Here is a 17,446-nt window from a genome sequence, read left to right as displayed (position 1 = left end):
ATCCGCATCGCGCGCTTTATTCCGCAACGCATGAAGTGGTTGTTCGCGACCGCTGTTGGATAGCCGTGACCGTTTCGACGGGGCCGGCTGCAAAGGATGACAGACGATGAAATCTGACAATGATGTGGTGATAACAGGGGTCGGCATCGTGACCTGTCACGGCGTCGGCAGCCAGGCGCATGTGGCGCTTCTTTCGGGAACCGCCGTGCCGGAGCCGGTGGTCGAGACCGAAAAGTTCAAGCCCTATCCGGTCCATCCCATGCCGGAGATCGACTGGTCCGCGCAGATCGCCAAGCGCGGCGACCAGCGCCAGATGGAAAACTGGCAGCGCCTCGGCGTTTTCGCCGCCGGTCTCGCACTCGACGATGCCGGGCTGAAGGAAGATGCCGAAGCCTGCGCCACCATGGACATGATCGTTGCCGCCGGCGGCGGCGAGCGCGACATCAATGTCGATACACTGATCGTCGACGAGGCGCTGAAGCGCAATGATCGCGAAAAGCTGCTCAATGAGAAGCTGACGACGGAATTGCGCCCGACGCTGTTTCTCGCCCAGCTTTCCAACCTGATGGCCGGCAATATTTCCATCGTGCACAAGGTTACCGGCTCTTCCCGCACCTTCATGGGTGAGGAAGCGGCCGGCATTTCCGCCGTCGAAACCGCGTTCCACCGCATCCGCTCCGGCGAATCGAGCCATGCGCTGGTGGGCGGCGCTTTCTCGGCGGAACGTCCCGACATGATCCTGCTGTTCGAAGCCATCGGCGCGCATGCGCAGGGCGGCTGGCAGCCGCTATGGTCGCGCGAAGGCCAGGAAGGCGGCGGCATGGTTTCCGGTTCGCTCGGAGCCTTCCTGGTGCTGGAATCGCGCAAGCACGCCAGCGAGCGCGGCGCGCGCATTTATGCCCGCATCGACGCCATCGAGGGCGACCGCGGCAGCCGTGACGAAGGCAAGATGGAAAAGCGTATGGAGCGGCTGCTTGCCCCCGCCAAGGACAGCGCGGCGACCGTCGTATTTTCCGGCGCGAGCGGTTATGACGGCGTGACGGCCCGCGAGAAGGACATTCTCGAAAAGGCCCTGCCAAATGCCGTCATTCGCGGTTTTGGCGGCGTCACCGGTCATGGGCTGGAAGCACAGTTTCCGCTCGGACTGGCGCTTGCCGCACTGACGCTTGAAAGCGGCGCGAAGGTGCCTACCTTCGATGCGGCTGAGGAAAAGCCCATGGGCGAGGCGGCCAGCGAAGCCGTCGTCACCACCGTCGGCCATGTGCGCGGCGAAGGTGTCGCCGTTCTGTCCCGCGACGTTTGAGGAGAAAGACCATGACTTCCAATTTCAGGGATCATCTCGGTCGTCCCATCGTCGCCGTCACCGGCATGGGCATCATCACGTCGCTCGGGCAGGGGCTTGCCGATAATTGGGCGGCGCTGACGTCGGGCAAATCGGGCATTCACAAGATCACCCGTTTCCCGACCGAGGGGCTTTCGACCCGCATCAGCGGCACGGTGGATTTCATCGATATCCCGGTTCCGAATTCCGTCGAGCGTTCCTATGCTTTCGCGCGCGAAACCACCATCGAAGCGCTGGCGCAGGCCGGTATCTCCGGCGATTTCGACGGCCCGCTGTTTCTCGCAGCGCCGCCTATCGAACCGGAATGGAGCGCCCGTTTCGAGCTTGCCGACCGGTCTCCGCCGGCCGCCCAGCCGGGCGATGCCTATGAGCGGTTCCTGACGGCCTTCCGCCAGCGTCCCGACCCGGCATTCCAGGAAGCCGCCCTGTTCGGCGCGATTTCCGAGCGTCTTTCCGACCGTTTTGGCACACGCGGCCTGCCTGTCACGCTGTCTACGGCCTGTGCATCCGGCGCGACCGCGATCCAGCTCGGCGTCGAGGCCATCCGCCAGGGACGCACCGAGCGGGCGCTGACGGTTGCGACCGACGGTTCGGTTAGCGCCGAGGCGCTCATTCGCTTCTCGCTTCTCTCCGCGCTTTCGACCCAGAACGACCCGCCGGAAAAGGCCTCCAAGCCGTTCAGCAAGGACCGTGACGGTTTCGTGATCGCCGAAGGTGCGGCCACACTGGTGCTGGAATCGCTGGAAGCCGCCGTTGCACGCGGCGCGAAGGTGCTCGGCATCATCAAGGGTGCGGGCGAGAAGGCCGATAGCTTCCACCGGACGCGGTCTTCGCCCGATGGCGGCCCGGCGATTGCGACGATCCGCGCGGCACTGGCCGATGCGGGCGTGGCCGAAAGCGATATCGGTTACATCAACGCCCACGGCACTTCGACGCCTGAGAACGACAAGATGGAATATGGCTCCATGCTCGCCGTCTTCGGCGAGGGCCTGAAGGATATTCCGCTGTCGTCCAACAAGTCGATGATCGGCCATACCCTGACCGCCGCAGGCGCCGTGGAAGCGGTGTTCTCGCTGCAGACCATGCTGACCGGCACGCTGCCGCCGACGATCAACTACAACAATCCCGATCCGACCATCACGCTCGACGTGGTGCCGAATGTAAAGCGGGATGCTCAGGTGAGCGCGGTTCTGTCCAACTCCTTCGGGTTCGGCGGGCAAAATGCAAGCCTTGTCATGACGCGGGAACCGGCTTAACCGGTTTCGCCATCAACAGGAGCGTTTCCGCGGCAATTGCGGAAACGCTCTCGCTTCTTTGATTACGCATTCCGGCCGCAAAACGGTTACAGAGTTTTGCGGGAATAGCTTTTAGATAACGCCCCCAGATAAACGCCCCTGGGCGAAGGACTGATATATGCGCGCTCTTCAACTCGTGGACGACCGGAAGCTCGAAAAAGTGGACCTGCCCGAACCGGATGCGCCGGCGCCGGGCGAGGTGACGCTGCGTGTCAAGGCGGTTGCGCTCAACCACATCGACGTATGGGGCTGGCGCGGCATGGCTTTCGCCAAGCGCAAGATGCCGCTCACCATCGGTGCCGAGGCTTCGGGCGTGGTCGAAGCCATCGGTCCGGGCGTTTCGAATGTGCTGCCCGGCCAGCTCGTGTCGATCTACGGCGCGCGCACCTGCGGGCTGTGCAAGCCCTGTCGCGAAGGCCGTGACAATCTGTGCGAACATGTTCAGGGCGTGCACGGTTTCCACCTTGACGGTTTCGCGCAGGAAAAGATCAATATTCCCGCCCGCCAGCTCGTGCCCGCGCCGCATGGCGTCGATGCCGTTGCTGCGGCTCTCGCACCGGTGACCTTCGGCACCGTCGAGCACATGCTGTTCGACAATGCCAAGCTGGAGTCCGGCGAAACCATCCTCATCCATGCCGGCGGTTCCGGCATCGGCACGGCGGCGATCCAGCTTGCCAAGAAGATGGGCTGCACCGTCATCACCACTGTCGGTTCCGACGACAAGATCGAACGGGCGAAGGCGCTGGGCGCCGACCACGTCATCAACTACCGGACCGACCGTTTCGAAGGCGTCGTGCGCAAGCTCACGAAAAAGAAGGGCGTCGACGTCGTGTTCGAACATGTCGGCAAGGACACCTGGGCGGGTTCGATGTTCTCGCTGAAGCGCGGCGGCCGTCTCGTCACCTGCGGTTCCACGTCGGGCGTCTCCACCGATATCAACCTGATGATGCTGTTCCAGCAGCAGCTGAAGCTGCTCGGCTCCTTCGGTTGCCGCATGGAAAACATGGCCAACGCCATGCAGAAGATGGCGCGCGGCATCGTTCATCCCGTCATCGACACCGAAGTGACCTTCGACGATATCGACCGGGCGCTGGAGCGCATGGAGACGCGCCAGGTGTTCGGCAAGATCGTTCTGCGAATGGACTGAGCATCTTGAAGCTGTTCCTGACACGGATTGTCCTGAAACTGGACCACTTCCGGCAGTGGCTGATTGCGACATTCGCCTTCGGCCTCCTCAATCTGCTGAAGCTTTTTCCCGCCGATGCGGGTATTCGCGCCGCCGACCGGCTGGCACGCTGGGTGGGGCCGAAAACCGGCCGCCACAAGCTGATGCTCCATAATCTGGCGCGCGCCTTTCCGGAGAAATCCGAGGAGGAGCGGCTTGAGATCGCCATGGATAGCTGGGCCAATATGGGCCGGCTTGCGGCGGAATATGTGTTTCTCGACCGGCTGTTCGATTTCGATCCGGAAAAGAACGAACCGGGTCGCATCGAGGTCGAGGGCATTCCGACCTTCCTCGAGCTGCGCGACAATCCGCGGCCCTTCATCGTCTTTACCGCCCATAGCGGCAATTTTGAATTGCTGCCGGTGGCTGGCTCGGCTTTCGGTCTCGATGTGACGGTGCTGTTCCGTCCGCCTAACAATCCATTCGTGGCGGACAAGGTGTTCAATTTCCGCAAGGAGCGCATGGGCAATCTCGTGCCGTCGCACGCCGGTTCCTCTTTCGCGCTTGCGCGGCAGCTGGAAAAGGGCGGCGGTGTCGGCGTGCTCGTCGACCAGAAGTTCGGCAAGGGTCTGACGACGAAGTTCTTCGGCCTTGAAGTCCGCACCAATCCGCTGCTTGCCAAGCTGGTGCGGCAGTTCAACTGCGATGTCTATCCGGCCCGTTGCGTGCGTCTTCCCGATAATCGCTACAGGCTGGAAATAGAGCCCAAGGTTGAAATTCCGCGCGATGAGAAGGGCAATGTCGACATTCAGGCGACGGCGCAGCTTCTGAACGACAAGGTGGAAAGCTGGGTGCGCGAATACCCCGGACAATGGCTGTGGTATCACGACCGCTGGGACGTGAAGCACCGGATTTGAGGTGACTGCCGTGCGGCCGGATTTTCCGCGACTTTCACGAAATTCGGTCGGGAAACCGTGCGTTTCGGTGCTTTTCCATATTAGCGGAACCTCATTTTTCGTTCATGGATTATCGAAATTGAAAAATTGGCGGCTGCTGTGATATTTTGGACAACAATCCTCGCGGCGTTCCTGCGTTTCGTTACGTCATTTTTAAGCGCAAAGACGCTATAATCAGGGGGCAAAGGGTTAATCCGTTCGCATTGGGAACCGGGTTATGCCCGTTCAGGGAGAGTTGGGTTGAAAGATTTGATTGAGTTGTTCTGGCTGCGTTATACGGAACTGCAATCTGCCGTTGGTAAAAACGAAGCCGACAAGATCGCAGTGCTGGAGCGTGAACTGGAGCAGCTTCTCGAGCGGGTCGTCGGACGCAAGACAGAAAATTCCGAAGATATTCGCGAGCAGTTCCGTTTCGCCATCGACCTCCTGAACCACGAGGCGGAGGATCTCGGCTGCGTGCAGCGCAATTCCGAGCTTCTGAGAACCCTGGTCGACCGTTATGTCGGCATGCCGCCCAAGGCCAAGGTCATCGGTGACGAGGACGAGGACACCCTGGAATGGCATCACCGCCATCTGATCCTCGATGAGGACATGCTCAACGATCTGGACGAGCCGGTGGTCATCGTTTCTCCCGGCTACCGCGTGTCCTTTGCCAATGCGCTTGACGCTTTCCAGCGCAATGCGCCGGAAGGGCTCGTCGGCTGCCACATCGCCGAACTCGTCGGCGTCCACCGCTTCCAGAACGACCTTCGGGAAAAACTCGACAATTGCTTCAAGGGCGATACGTCGAAATATACCTATGCGGAAGATCAGAACGGCCGGACGATCGTGAAGTCGCTGGAAATGTCCCCCTGCTATTCCTCCGCCTACAAGCTCGTGGGCGCCATGGTGGTGATCCGGGAAATTGCCGATCGCAGACGTCGCGCCACGGCGTGACGGCAGGCGTTAGTCTCTGACGACACTCTCCCGGCTTTGCTGTTTCCTGCTATTTCGGGAACACGGTTTCCCATATCGCGGCGATGGACCATGCGGATGATGCGTCCGCAAGGAGCTTCGTCGCCATGGCCAGGCAGGAAAGCACCAGCAGCGGGCGGATGATCTTCGCGCCGTTCTTCATGGCGAAGCGGGAGCCGATCTGTGCGCCGATGAACTGGCCGACGCCCATGGCGAGGCCGAGCTTCCACAAAACCGCACCACCTATCGCAAACACAACGAAACCGCCGAAGTTCGAGCCGAGGTTCAGAAGCTTGGTATGGGCGGTTGCCTTCAACATGCCGAAACCGGCAAGCGCCACGAAGGCGAGCATGTAGAAGGATCCCGCGCCGGGGCCGAAAACACCATCGTAGAAGCCCACCAGCGGCGCGACGGTGAAGCCGAACACGAAAGGTGTGATGCGGCGGTGGCTGTCGATATCGCTGAGCTGCGGCTTGAAGGCGAAATAGATCGCAATCGCGATCAGCAGGAACGGCATGATGGTGCGCAGCAGGTCGGACGGCACGAAGGCGGCGGTGACCGCGCCGAGCCCGCCGCCAAGCATGGCCATGACGGCCATGGGCAGTTGTTCCCTCAGATTGACATGGCCGCGCCGGGCATAGGCGATGGTGGCGGAGGCAGAGCCGAACTGCGATTGCAGCTTGTTGGTGCCGAGCGTATCGAGCGGTGCAATACCCATGATCAGCATCGCCGGAATGGTGATGAGACCGCCACCACCGGCGATGGAATCGATAAAGCCGGCAAAGATGGCGACGCAGAAGAGAACGATAAATACGTTGAGGGCGATGTCTTGCACTGGGGATGTCCGGGCAGGCGGCGGGAGAGGGCTTCTTCTTTCACTGAAAAGACCGCCACGCAATATTTTTCTGCATGATATGCCGCCTGCGGGGGGATTGCGGTGTTGCCGCTTATCGTTATGTTTCCGTGGCGCGTCGCCGGCAGAAGCGGATGGCGCTTGAAGACATATGGATGAGGGCATTATGCATAAAGTGATATTCGATACGGATCCCGGTGTAGACGACGCCATGGCGCTTCTGTTCCTGCACCGCCACCCCGATATCGATCTGATCGGCGTCACCACGGTTTTCGGCAACGCCCCCATCGATATCACCACCCGCAATGCGCTCTTCCTCAAGCGGGAATGGCAGATGACCGCACCGGTCGCGAGAGGCGCCGGCGTGACTTTCGATCCCGCCCGCAAGGAAGGCCATTGGCCGACCTTCATCCACGGCGAAAACGGCCTCGGCGATATCGATATCCCTGAAACCATCGATCTGCCGCTCGATCCGCGCCCGGCGCATCGCTTCATCATCGAGACGGTGAAGGCAAATCCCGGCGAGGTAACGCTGATCGCAGTCGGCCGCATGACCAATCTGGCGCTGGCACTGCGTGAGGAACCGGATTTTGCGGCGCTGGTGAAGGAGGTGATCGTCATGGGCGGCGCCTTCGACATGAACGGCAATGTCTCGCCGGCGGCCGAGGCCAATATTCACGGCGATCCGGAAGCGGCCGATCTCGTCTTCACCGCGCCCTGGCGTGTGGTCGTCGTCGGTCTGGACGTGACGACAAAAACCGTGATGACCAGCGCCTTCATGGCGGAGATGGCAGAGGCCGGCGGCAAGCCCGTGCAGCTGCTTTCCGACCTGTCGCAATTCTATATCGATTTCTACAAGACCCGCACCGGCGACGGCATGGTGGTGCATGACAGCTGCGCCTGCGTTTATCTCGTCGCGCCGGAACTGTTTATCACCCGCAGCGGCCCGGTGCGTGTCGTCTGCGGCGGTCTTGCCGACGGCCAGACGATCCAGAAGCCGGATGGCCGCGCCTTTCCGCCGGGCGACTGGGACGGGCATCCGAGCCAGCTCATCTGCACGGATATCGAGCCGGAGCGCGTGCTTTCGGTCATCCGCGCGGCAATTGTGAAGGGTGAGCGCGGCTGAAGGGCAGGAATGGCCGTTCTTGAGCATGGCTTGCCTTGCATTTTCCAAGAATCTGGCGTTATGCAAGTTCCCTGATCATAATGCGCGATCCGCCTTGCCGGCGGGGCTGAGAAGGCCGTGCCGGAAGGACGGGCGGATCACCGCTATGCGGCGTGGGACGAGAAAAGCCTTGTAGGTTTTCCCGTGCTTTGCGCTACAATGAATAACGCCTGCCGGGTCGGTTCGTGTCGGCGGCGTTTAACAACAAAAAACGAACCTTCGTTATGGGCCGGCAGAACCGGTCCATTCCCATGAGGAAAGAGATGGAAGAGTTTCACAAGGTCCGGCGTCTGCCGCAATACGTCTTCGAACAGGTCAACCGTTTGAAAGCGAGCGCGCGAGCGGCCGGGGCCGATATCATCGATCTCGGCATGGGCAATCCCGACCTTCCGACCCCGAAGGCCATCGTCGACAAGCTTTGCGAGGTCGTTCAGGACCCGCGCACCCATCGCTATTCCTCGTCCAAGGGCATTCCCGGCCTTCGCCGCGCGCAGGCAGCCTATTATGCCCGCCGTTTCGGCGTGAAGCTGAACCCTGACACGCAGGTCGTCGCCACGCTCGGCTCCAAGGAAGGCTTCGCCAATATGGCGCAGGCCATCACCGCACCGGGTGACGTGATCCTGTGTCCGAACCCCACCTATCCGATCCATGCCTTCGGCTTCCTGATGGCGGGCGGCGTTATCCGTTCGATGAATGTCGAGCCGGATGACAGCTTCTTCGGACCGCTGGAACGGGCCGTACGCCACTCCATTCCGAAGCCGCTGGCGCTGATCGTCAACTACCCGTCGAACCCGACGGCGCATGTCGCCTCGCTGGATTTCTACAGGGACGTGATTGCATTCGCCAAGAAGCACGAGATCATCGTGCTTTCCGACCTTGCCTATTCGGAAATCTATTTCGACGAAAACAATCCGCCGCCATCGGTTCTCGAAGTTCCCGGCGCAATCGACGTTGCGGTGGAGTTCACCTCCATGTCGAAGACCTTCTCCATGCCCGGCTGGCGCATGGGCTTTGCCGTCGGCAACGAGCGGCTGATCGCGGCGCTGACGCGTGTGAAGTCCTATCTGGATTACGGCGCCTTCACGCCGATCCAGGTTGCGGCGACGCATGCGCTGAACGGTGACGGTTCCGACATTGCCGAAGTGCGCAATGTCTATCGCCGCCGCCGCGATGTGATGGTCGACACCTTCGGCAAGGCCGGTTTCGAAGTTCCGCCGCCGGCGGCGACGATGTTCGCCTGGGCGAAGATCCCGGAAAAATTCCGTCATCTCGGCAGCCTGGAATTCTCCAAGCTTCTGGTCGAGAAGGCAGATATCGCCGTTGCTCCCGGCATCGGCTTTGGCGAGATGGGCGACGATTACGTCCGTCTCGCGCTCGTGGAAAACGAGCATCGAATTCGTCAGGCAGCGCGCAATCTGAAGCGTTTCCTGTCGAGCGCAGACGAAACGATGCATAACGTCGTTTCGCTCAACGCCCACAGATAAGGGCAACCCAAGGCGGCCGGGTCCCGGCCGCCACCATCAACAGCAATCAGGAACATACCCATGGCAGATTCATTGAGAATCGGCATAGCGGGGCTCGGCACTGTCGGCGCTTCGCTCGTGCGCATCCTCCAGCAGAGAAGCAACGAACTTGCGATTACCTGCGGACGCGCGATTGAGATTATTGCGGTGAGCGCGCGCGACCGTTCGCGTGACCGCGGCATCGATCTCACGGGTATTACCTGGTTCGACACGCCGGAGCAGCTGGCGAGCGAAGCCGAGATCGACGTCTTCGTCGAACTGGTCGGCGGTGCTTCCGGTCAGGCGGAAAATGCGGTGCGCGCCGCGCTCGCACGCGGTCTCCATGTGGTGACAGCCAACAAGGCGCTGCTGGCCAAACATGGCGTCGAACTGGCGACCATTGCCGAAGACAAGGGCGCGCTTCTCAATTTCGAAGCGGCGGTGGCCGGCGGTATCCCCGTCATCAAGGCGCTGCGTGAATCTCTCACCGGCAACCATGTGTCGCGCATCTACGGCATCATGAACGGCACCTGCAATTACATCCTGACCAAGATGGAGAAGGAAGGGCTGTCCTTCGAGGCCTGTCTGAAGGAAGCGCAGCGGCTGGGCTATGCCGAAGCCGATCCGGCCTTCGATATCGAGGGCAACGATACGGCCCACAAGCTGGCCATCCTGACGACGCTTGCCTTCGGCAACAAGATTTCGGCCGATGACATCTATCTGGAAGGCATCACCAATATCTCCAGCGAGGACATTCAGGCGGCCGCCGAACTCGGTTATCGCATCAAGCTTCTCGGCGTGGCGCAGGTGACCGAATCCGGCATCGAGCAGCGCGTGCATCCGACCATGGTGCCGCTCGATTCCGTTATCGCCCAGGTGGATGGCGTCACCAATGCGGTGGCTATCGAATCCGATATTCTCGGCGAATTGCTGATGGTTGGCCCGGGTGCGGGCGGCAACGCCACGGCGTCCGCCGTACTGGGCGACATTGCCGATATCGCCAAGAGCCGTCCGGGCGCCCAGCAGGTGCCGGTTCTCGGCCGTCCGGCGAAATCGCTGACGGAATACCGCCGCGCCAAGATGAAGAGCCATGAGGGCGGTTATTTCATTCGCCTCACGGTGAAGGATCAGGCCGGCGTCTTTGCCTCCATCGCCACCCGCATGGCGGATAACAACATCTCGCTGGAATCCATCGTGCAGCGCCAGCGCGTGCATGTGGAAGGCGCGCCGCAGACCATCATTCTCGTTACCCATGCGACGATGGAAGATGCGATCCGCAAGGCCGTGAAGGCGATCAAGAACGAGAAATATCTCGTCAGCGAGCCGCAGGTCATCCGTATCGAGCGCACCTGAGACGCTTCGTCATCTTGATGTTATCGAGGGCCGCGCTTCCGGATGGAGGCGCGGTTTTTCGTTCTATGACTGCCTGCATCATGCCGGGAATCTCGCGCCCATAAAATTTGGGGGGACGGCGTCGGAAGCGCTGGAAAACAAGGCGATTCGGCACTATGGTTAATCCTGTTCACCAAGCGAGGGAGGCGTGGCCGTGACATCGATCATCCTGTTCAAGGACAATAAGCGTGCAGGCGTTGCGGCCGCCCATCACCGGGCGCGGCCTCACAATGCCAATGACAATATCCGCAGCATGGAATTCGATATGGGGGAGCATGAGCGCAACTGGTGTTCGCTTGCCGTGTTCTCGCTGCTGCTGCTTGTTGGCGCCGTCTCGATCGTCAGCCCGTTTTTCTCGATTTTTTCGGTGTGAATCCTCATAAGCGCGTTTTTGCTTGAAAAACGCGCCATCGCCATTTAGCCCGTTTTAAAGCGCGATTGGGCGCATGACAGGATGAATGGACAGGATGGCAATGATGGAGCCGGCCGATACCGTGGCCCGCGCGTTTCTAAGCGTGGAGCGGTCGGCGACAGAACAGCGCTGGGTGTCGCGGCTGGATCAGGCCGGGCAGAACCGCGCGCTGGCCATGTCCCAGATCCACGCCATTCCAGAACTGATCGCACGGGTGCTTGCCGGGCGCGGTGTGGGTGTCGATGACGCCCTGGCGTTCCTCGATCCGACCATTCGTTCCCTGATGCCCGATCCGCATGTGCTGACCGATTGCGAAAAGGCCGCCGAGCGGTTGGTGCGGGCCATCGAGACAGGCGAGAAGGTGGCGATCTTTGGCGACTACGACGTCGACGGCGCTGCTTCCTCCGCTTTGATGTACCGGTTTCTCGCGCATTTCGGTCTGACACCGGAAATCTATATTCCCGACCGTATTTTCGAGGGCTATGGGCCGAACCCGGCGGCGATGCAGCAGCTTGCCGCCAATGGTGCGACGCTGATCGTGACGGTCGATTGCGGCTCCACCAGCCATGAATCGCTGAAGGCTGCCAGGGATGCGAGAACGGATGTGGTGGTGATCGACCACCATCAGGTCGGCACGGAGCTGCCGCCGGCCGTGGCGCTGGTCAATCCCAACCGCGAGGACGATCTGTCGGGGCAGGGGCATCTCTGTGCCGCCGGCGTCGTGTTCCTCGTGCTGGTGGCCACCCTGCGGCTGTTGAAAGAAAAGCGGCACAGGCAGGCCTTCACGCTCGATCTGCTGTCGCTTCTCGATATCGTCGCGCTTGCCACCGTGTGCGATGTGGTGCCGCTGAAGGGGCTCAACCGCGCCTATGTGGTGAAGGGGCTGATTGCCGCGCGCCATATGAACAATGCCGGGCTTGCTGCCTTGTTCAAGAAGGCGGGGCTGGGCGGGCCGGTGACGCCCTATCATTTCGGTTTCCTGATCGGGCCGCGCATCAATGCCGGCGGCCGCATCGGCGACGCTGCGCTCGGCAGCCGTCTCCTGACCATCGATGATGCGTCGCAGGCCGAAGTCATTGCCGAGAGGCTGGATGAGCTGAACCGCGAGCGGCAGGCCATGGAAGCCGCCATGCTGGCGGAAGCAGAAGCGGAGGCGCTGTTCGAATATGGCGACGGCTCGGGTGCGGGCGTCATCGTGACTGCGCATGAAAACTGGCATCCCGGCATTGTCGGTCTGCTTGCCTCGCGTCTGAAGGATCGCTTCCGCCGTCCCGCCTTCGCCATTGCCTTCGATCCCTCCGGCAAGGGCACCGGTTCCGGCCGTTCGATCAACGGCTTCGATATGGGGCGCATGGTGCGCGCCGCCGTGGAGGCCGGCTTGCTGGTCAAGGGCGGTGGGCATGCTATGGCGGCCGGCCTGACGGTGGAGCGCGCCAATCTCGGCAAGCTCAGGACTTTCTTCGAGGAAGCGGCGGCAAAGACCGTGAACGAGCTGGTGGAAAGCAGCGTGCTGAAGATCGACGGTGCCATCGGCGCGTCGGGCGCGACATTGCAGCTTGTCGACCAGCTGGAGCAGGCCGGTCCATATGGCTCCGGTCATTCGCAGCCCATCTTTGCCGTGCCGGCGCATCGTCTGCGCGATGTGCGGCTTGTGGGTACAGCTCACGTCAAGATCACGCTGGAAGCCATGGACGGCTCGCGACTGGACGGCATCGCGTTCCGCGCCGCAGAAGCGCCTCTGGGGCAGATGCTGCTGAATGCACGCGGCCGGAATATTCACGTCGCCGGCACCGTGGGCGCCGATCTCTGGCAGGGCCAGAGGCGCGTTCAACTGCGCGTTCTGGACGCGGCTTTCGCGCCCTGACTTTGCGCACTGACAGGGCCTTCCAGCTATCTTGGAATTTCATCGGACACCGGCCCAGGCGAGTGGATGAGACACAACGAGACTTCTTTACGCGGTGCGTGAAGATTTTCGTGCAGGCAGCTGATTTTAAAGGAGAAGCAAGTGGCACGCCCTAGGGGAGTCGAACCCCTCTTTTCAGAATGAAAATCTGACGTCCTAACCGATAGACGAAGGGCGCGTGCGCTTGTGGTGTGGCGCCCTTATAGTCAGGCTCCGGTTGGTCCGCAAGCGGAAAAATTGATTTTTCTCGCTTCGTGACGAGTTTTTTTATGGAGGCCGGAAGGGCTGTGGAAAACTGCGCCAGAACTGGCCAAGGCCTTGAAATATCGCCCCTATCGCTGCGGGTCAGTAATGCCCTCATGCCTTGCGGGAGGCTGTGGACGCAGTTTTCCAACCCTTAGCTGGCATAGGCTGCCGGCTGGATGAAGCGGATGCTGTGGGGAGGACTGAAGGGGAAAGGCAAGCCGGGCCGATTTGCCCGTTGGCGTTTCGTCCGGCTTGCCTTCCATCGGGGGGACAGCATTCTAACGTGCCCGGCGGGAATCGGTTCCGGCGCATCGATCACGCGTGACGAATTTGCGAGCTGATGCGATGCTGTCATATTTTTTAATGGGGGAGAACACGAAGGCAAGTGGCACGCCCTAGGGGAGTCGAACCCCTCTTTTCAGAATGAAAATCTGACGTCCTAACCGATAGACGAAGGGCGCGTGCGCTTGTGGTGTGGCGCCCTTATAGTCAGGCTCCCGAAGGTCTGCAAGCGGAAAAATGCATGATTTGACAAAAAAATGACATGAGCCGCCACAAGCCCTGAAAAACAAGGATTCTTGTTTCGTAACAAATGGTTAAACGGTCGGAGTTTGCTATTTTGCGTGAGTGATATGGCTCGGCTCCAATTGCCTTGCGAAACATGTGGTTTCTCAAGGCTGCGGGCTAGCGAAAATCAAGTCAGGTATTTTCCATATATCAGCAGGCCGGAGAGTATTATTATGATTGCATTGATCGCATATGCCATCCACCGCACAAAATTTGATTTCGGGGGACTGCCGGATATCAAGCTGCTTAATATGTCTCCTAGAAATACAAGCAAACCATCCATCGCAAATATGTCCAAGGCCGCGATCAAATTATCACTACGACTATATCAGGCTGGCCAGTTAGAAGTTCAAGTATTGCTGCTTGGGTCGAGAATAAAATAATAAAGAGGCTCCGGTTTCACTTGCGGCCCTCGGTTTCAGTATCAAAAAAAGAAACGGGACCGTGAGGTCCCGTTTTTGGGTTTGCAATTTGAAAACGTCCGTTCCCGACGCCTCTTCAATGATCAGTGCAGAATCTGGCTGAGGAACAGCCGGGTGCGCTCGTGCTGCGGATTGTCGAAGAATTCGGCGGGCGAGTTCTGTTCGACGATCTGGCCCTGGTCCATGAAGATGACGCGGTTTGCCACCTGGCGGGCGAAGCCCATTTCGTGGGTGACGCACAGCATCGTCATGCCGTCTTCGGCAAGGCTGACCATGGTGTCGAGCACTTCCTTGACCATTTCCGGGTCGAGCGCCGAGGTCGGCTCATCGAACAGCATGATCTTCGGCTTCATGCAGAGCGAGCGGGCAATCGCCACGCGCTGCTGCTGGCCGCCGGAGAGCTGGCCGGGATATTTGTTCGCCTGCTCGGGGATCTTGACGCGCTTCAGATAGTGCATCGCCACTTCTTCGGCTTCCTTCTTGGGCATCTTGCGAACCCAGATCGGCGCCAGCGTGCAGTTTTCGAGGATCGTCAGATGCGGGAAGAGGTTGAAGTGCTGGAACACCATGCCGACTTCACGACGCACCTCATCGATCTTCTTCAGGTCGTTGGTGAGCTCGATGCCATCGACATTGATCGTGCCCGACTGATGTTCTTCAAGCCGGTTGATGCAGCGGATCATGGTCGATTTGCCGGAGCCCGAAGGGCCGGCGATGACGATGCGCTCGCCCTTCATGACCTTCAGGTTGATATCGCGCAGCACGTGGAAGTCGCCATACCACTTGTTCATGCCGATGAGTTCGATTGCCACGTCCGTTGTCGAGACGGTCAGTTTTTTTGCTTGGGTTTCTGCCATTTGAGCGTCCCTTATCGTTTATGCCCGGTGTCGAGGTGCCGTTCCATGAACAGCGAATAACGCGACATGCCGAAGCAGAATATCCAGAATACGAAGCCTGCGAAAATATAGCCAGTCATGGCGGTGACGGGCGTGGCCCAGTTCGCATCCGATTGGTTGAGTGTGACAATGCCGAGCAGGTCGAACATACCGATGATCGAGACCAGTGATGTGTCCTTGAACAGCCCGATGAAGGTGTTGACGATGCCCGGAATGACGAGCTTCAGCGCCTGCGGCAGCACGATCAGTCTCGTCTTCTGCCAGTAGTTCAGGCCGAGCGAATCCGCACCTTCATATTGTCCCTTCGGAATGGCCTGCAGGCCGCCGCGGATCACCTCCGCCATATAGGCCGAGGAGAACAGCGACACGCCGACGAGCGCGCGCAGGAACTTGTCGAAGGTCCAGCCGTCGGGCAGGAACAGCGGCAGCATGATGCTGGCGAAGAACAGGACGGTGATCAGCGGGATGCCTCTGATGACTTCGATGAAGAGCACGCAGAGCATCTTGATCACCGGCAGGTTCGACCGCCGGCCGAGCGCCAGAAGAATGCCGAAGGGGAGCGACACCGTGATCCCGAAGAACGACAGGATGAGGGTCACCATCAGGCCGCCCCAGAGCTGCGTTTCCACCTTCGGCAGGCCGAAGACGCCGCCGATGAGCAGGAAAAACGCAATGAAGGGCAGGATGATGAAAAGCGCCAGCGCATTCAGTCGCTTGAACGGCGCTTTTGGAATCAGCATCGGTATCAGCATGATGGCGAACGCCACCATCACCAGGATGGGACGCCAGCGTTCGTCGATCGGATAGCGGCCGAAGACGAATTGGCCGAGCTTCGCCGAAACGAAAGCCCAGCACGCACCGGACTGGCCGTCCGGCAGCGCGCCGCCCTGCGAAGCGGTCAGGCAGGCGATACGATCGCTGCCGGTCCATACCGCGTCGATGAACAGCCACTTGATGATCGGCGGCACCAGATAGGCGAGCAGGGCAAGGGCGATAACCGTCAGGACGGTGTCCTTCGGTGTGGCGAAAAGTTTGGTGCGCAGCCAGTGGCCGAAGCCGACGGCGCTCGAGGGCGCGGGTTTGGCGTCCTCGATGGTCTGTCGCACGAATGCGTGATTGCTGATCGTCATCGTTATCGCTCCACCAGGGCCATTTTCGCATTGAACCAGTTCATGACCACGGCCGTGAGCAGGGACAGCGAGAGATAGATGACCAGCCAGATTGCAACGACTTCGACTGCCTGTCCCGTCTGGTTCAGGATCGTGCCGCCGACCGAGACGATGTCGGCGAAGCCGACAGCGACCGCAAGCGAGGAGTTCTTGGTCAGGTTGAGATACTGGCTCGTCAGCGGCGGGATGATGATGCGCATCGCCTGCGGAACGACGATCAGGCGCGTCGTGGTGCTGGAGCGAAGTCCCAGTGCATCCGCAGCTTCCGTCTGACCCTTCGCCACGGCCTTGATGCCGCCGCGAACGATTTCGGCGATAAAGGAGGCGGTGTAGAAGGAAAGCGCCAGGAACAGCGACATGAATTCAGGTGCGACGACTGCGCCGCCCGAGAGATTGAACCGCCCGGCAATCGGATAGTCGAATGTCAGCGGCGCCCCGAGCGCCAGAAATGTCGCCAGCGGCAGGCCGATGATGAGAAGCGTCGCCGTTATTCCGGTGCGGAACTGCTGTCCGGTTCTTTCCTGTCTGGCCTTCGCCCAGCGGTAAACGAAGACGCTGAGAACGATGGCGACGAGGAAGGCCAGCGGCACGAGCCAGGTGCCTTCTCCCCACAGCGGCTTGGGAAAGAAGAAGCCGCGATTGTTGAGGTAGGTTCCAAGCGGAAGCTCGAGCGACTCGCGCGCCTGCGGTAGAACCGAGATGACGCCCTTGTACCAGAAGAAGATGACGAGCAGCGGCGGGATGTTGCGGAAGATTTCCACATAGGCCTGCGCGAGTTTCGAAATCAGCCAGTTGTTGGACAGCCGGGCGATGCCGACGATGAAACCGATGATCGAGGCGGCGATGATGCCGAAAAACGCAACCTGGATCGTGTTGAGAATGCCAACGAGCAATGCCCGGCCATAGGTCGCATCGCTGGTATAAGCGATCAGCGACTGGCCGATATCGAAACCGGCTCTTCCGTTGAGGAAGCCGAAGCCGGACGAGATGTTTGACCGTTGAAGATTGGTGATCGTATTCGTCACGATGATCCAGACGAAGGCGGCCAGGACGACGACTGTCAGGACCTGATAAAAAATGCCGCGTATGCGTGGATCGTAGATAAGTGACGACGCGCTTTGCGCGCGCGATCGTTGCGAACTGACCGCGTTGCCTGCCATAGGCACCTTTCCCTTTTATGTGCTCTTTGCGAGCTTATTTATATAAT

15 protein-coding genes and 2 tRNA genes are annotated in these 17,446 nt (G+C 60.2%); 11 read left to right on the top strand and 6 right to left on the bottom strand.

Translation table 11 applies throughout. The annotated features are described in order from the left end of the window. The first annotated feature begins 106 nt into the window (after positions 1 to 106). The 5 genes from CFBP4996_RS06310 (at position 107) to CFBP4996_RS06290 (ending at position 5,694) form a co-directional block, all read left to right on the top strand. Positions 107 to 1,303 carry a beta-ketoacyl-ACP synthase gene (locus CFBP4996_RS06310; protein ID WP_080851947.1) on the top strand — a complete coding sequence of 399 codons (1,197 nt, stop codon included), beginning with the start codon at positions 107 to 109 and terminating at the stop codon, positions 1,301 to 1,303. A gap of 11 nt (positions 1,304 to 1,314) precedes the next feature. Then, positions 1,315 to 2,598, top strand: coding sequence for a beta-ketoacyl-ACP synthase (locus CFBP4996_RS06305; RefSeq protein ID WP_003524844.1), 1,284 nt, complete (start codon positions 1,315 to 1,317; stop codon positions 2,596 to 2,598). Between the two features lie 157 nt (positions 2,599 to 2,755). After that, positions 2,756 to 3,784: a zinc-binding dehydrogenase gene (locus tag CFBP4996_RS06300; RefSeq protein WP_059758710.1), complete on the top strand. Its 1,029-nt coding sequence runs from the start codon at positions 2,756 to 2,758 to the stop codon at positions 3,782 to 3,784. Positions 3,785 to 3,789: 5 nt separating this feature from the next. Further along, complete coding sequence (locus CFBP4996_RS06295) at positions 3,790 to 4,719, top strand: lipid A biosynthesis lauroyl acyltransferase (RefSeq protein ID WP_416172051.1); 930 nt, start codon at positions 3,790 to 3,792, stop codon at positions 4,717 to 4,719. A gap of 279 nt (positions 4,720 to 4,998) precedes the next feature. Next, a complete protein-coding gene (locus CFBP4996_RS06290; protein ID WP_080851949.1) occupies positions 4,999 to 5,694 on the top strand; it encodes a nitrogen regulation protein NR(II) in 696 nt (231 codons plus the stop codon). 49 nt (positions 5,695 to 5,743) lie between these two features. On the opposite strand, the gene CFBP4996_RS06285 is transcribed toward CFBP4996_RS06290, so the two are convergent. Continuing rightward, a complete protein-coding gene (locus CFBP4996_RS06285) occupies positions 5,744 to 6,547 on the bottom strand; it encodes a TSUP family transporter (protein ID WP_031233909.1) in 804 nt (267 codons plus the stop codon). Positions 6,548 to 6,731: 184 nt separating this feature from the next. Here CFBP4996_RS06285 and CFBP4996_RS06280 point away from each other — a divergent pair, with 184 nt between their 5' ends. The 5 genes from CFBP4996_RS06280 to recJ all read left to right on the top strand — a co-directional run bounded on the left by CFBP4996_RS06280 (position 6,732) and on the right by recJ (position 12,900). Then, a complete protein-coding gene (locus CFBP4996_RS06280) occupies positions 6,732 to 7,691 on the top strand; it encodes a nucleoside hydrolase (protein WP_080853161.1) in 960 nt (319 codons plus the stop codon). A gap of 302 nt (positions 7,692 to 7,993) precedes the next feature. Further along, the gene (locus CFBP4996_RS06275; protein ID WP_059758717.1) at positions 7,994 to 9,214 is read left to right on the top strand and encodes an LL-diaminopimelate aminotransferase; all 1,221 of its coding nucleotides are present in this window, start codon (positions 7,994 to 7,996) and stop codon (positions 9,212 to 9,214) included. Positions 9,215 to 9,274: 60 nt separating this feature from the next. Continuing rightward, positions 9,275 to 10,585 (top strand): homoserine dehydrogenase, encoded by a 1,311-nt coding sequence (locus CFBP4996_RS06270; protein ID WP_035260791.1) that lies wholly within the window; start codon positions 9,275 to 9,277, stop codon positions 10,583 to 10,585. Positions 10,586 to 10,772: 187 nt separating this feature from the next. Continuing rightward, complete coding sequence (locus CFBP4996_RS06265) at positions 10,773 to 10,997, top strand: hypothetical protein (protein WP_003524853.1); 225 nt, start codon at positions 10,773 to 10,775, stop codon at positions 10,995 to 10,997. A 94-nt stretch (positions 10,998 to 11,091) separates the two neighbouring features. Continuing rightward, the gene (recJ, locus tag CFBP4996_RS06260; RefSeq protein WP_080851952.1) at positions 11,092 to 12,900 is read left to right on the top strand and encodes a single-stranded-DNA-specific exonuclease RecJ; all 1,809 of its coding nucleotides are present in this window, start codon (positions 11,092 to 11,094) and stop codon (positions 12,898 to 12,900) included. Between the two features lie 142 nt (positions 12,901 to 13,042). Here recJ and CFBP4996_RS06255 read toward each other — a convergent pair. Next, a tRNA-Glu gene (locus CFBP4996_RS06255) sits at positions 13,043 to 13,117 on the bottom strand. A 454-nt stretch (positions 13,118 to 13,571) separates the two neighbouring features. Next, positions 13,572 to 13,646 (bottom strand) — tRNA-Glu (locus tag CFBP4996_RS06250). A gap of 279 nt (positions 13,647 to 13,925) precedes the next feature. On the opposite strand from CFBP4996_RS06250, the gene CFBP4996_RS06245 reads away from it, so the two are divergent. Continuing rightward, the gene (locus tag CFBP4996_RS06245) at positions 13,926 to 14,135 is read left to right on the top strand and encodes a hypothetical protein (protein ID WP_162935869.1); all 210 of its coding nucleotides are present in this window, start codon (positions 13,926 to 13,928) and stop codon (positions 14,133 to 14,135) included. 122 nt (positions 14,136 to 14,257) lie between these two features. Here the strand turns inward: CFBP4996_RS06245 and CFBP4996_RS06240 are convergent, their stop codons facing one another. Genes CFBP4996_RS06240 through CFBP4996_RS06230 form a run of 3 tightly spaced genes read right to left on the bottom strand, consistent with a single transcriptional unit; the run spans position 14,258 to position 17,399 of the window. Then, positions 14,258 to 15,031 carry an amino acid ABC transporter ATP-binding protein gene (locus CFBP4996_RS06240; RefSeq protein WP_003524857.1) on the bottom strand — a complete coding sequence of 258 codons (774 nt, stop codon included), beginning with the start codon at positions 15,029 to 15,031 and terminating at the stop codon, positions 14,258 to 14,260. Between the two features lie 11 nt (positions 15,032 to 15,042). Next, positions 15,043 to 16,200 carry an amino acid ABC transporter permease gene (locus CFBP4996_RS06235; RefSeq protein WP_080851957.1) on the bottom strand — a complete coding sequence of 386 codons (1,158 nt, stop codon included), beginning with the start codon at positions 16,198 to 16,200 and terminating at the stop codon, positions 15,043 to 15,045. Positions 16,201 to 16,202: 2 nt separating this feature from the next. Beyond that, positions 16,203 to 17,399: an amino acid ABC transporter permease gene (locus CFBP4996_RS06230; RefSeq protein WP_003524861.1), complete on the bottom strand. Its 1,197-nt coding sequence runs from the start codon at positions 17,397 to 17,399 to the stop codon at positions 16,203 to 16,205. Positions 17,400 to 17,446 lie beyond the last annotated feature (47 nt).

It is taken from the genome of Agrobacterium leguminum (assembly GCF_005144435.2).
Lineage (GTDB): Bacteria > Pseudomonadota > Alphaproteobacteria > Rhizobiales > Rhizobiaceae > Agrobacterium > Agrobacterium leguminum.
The sequence above is the reverse complement of the archived record's forward strand: the minus strand, read 5'-3'. Positions and strand labels throughout refer to the sequence as shown.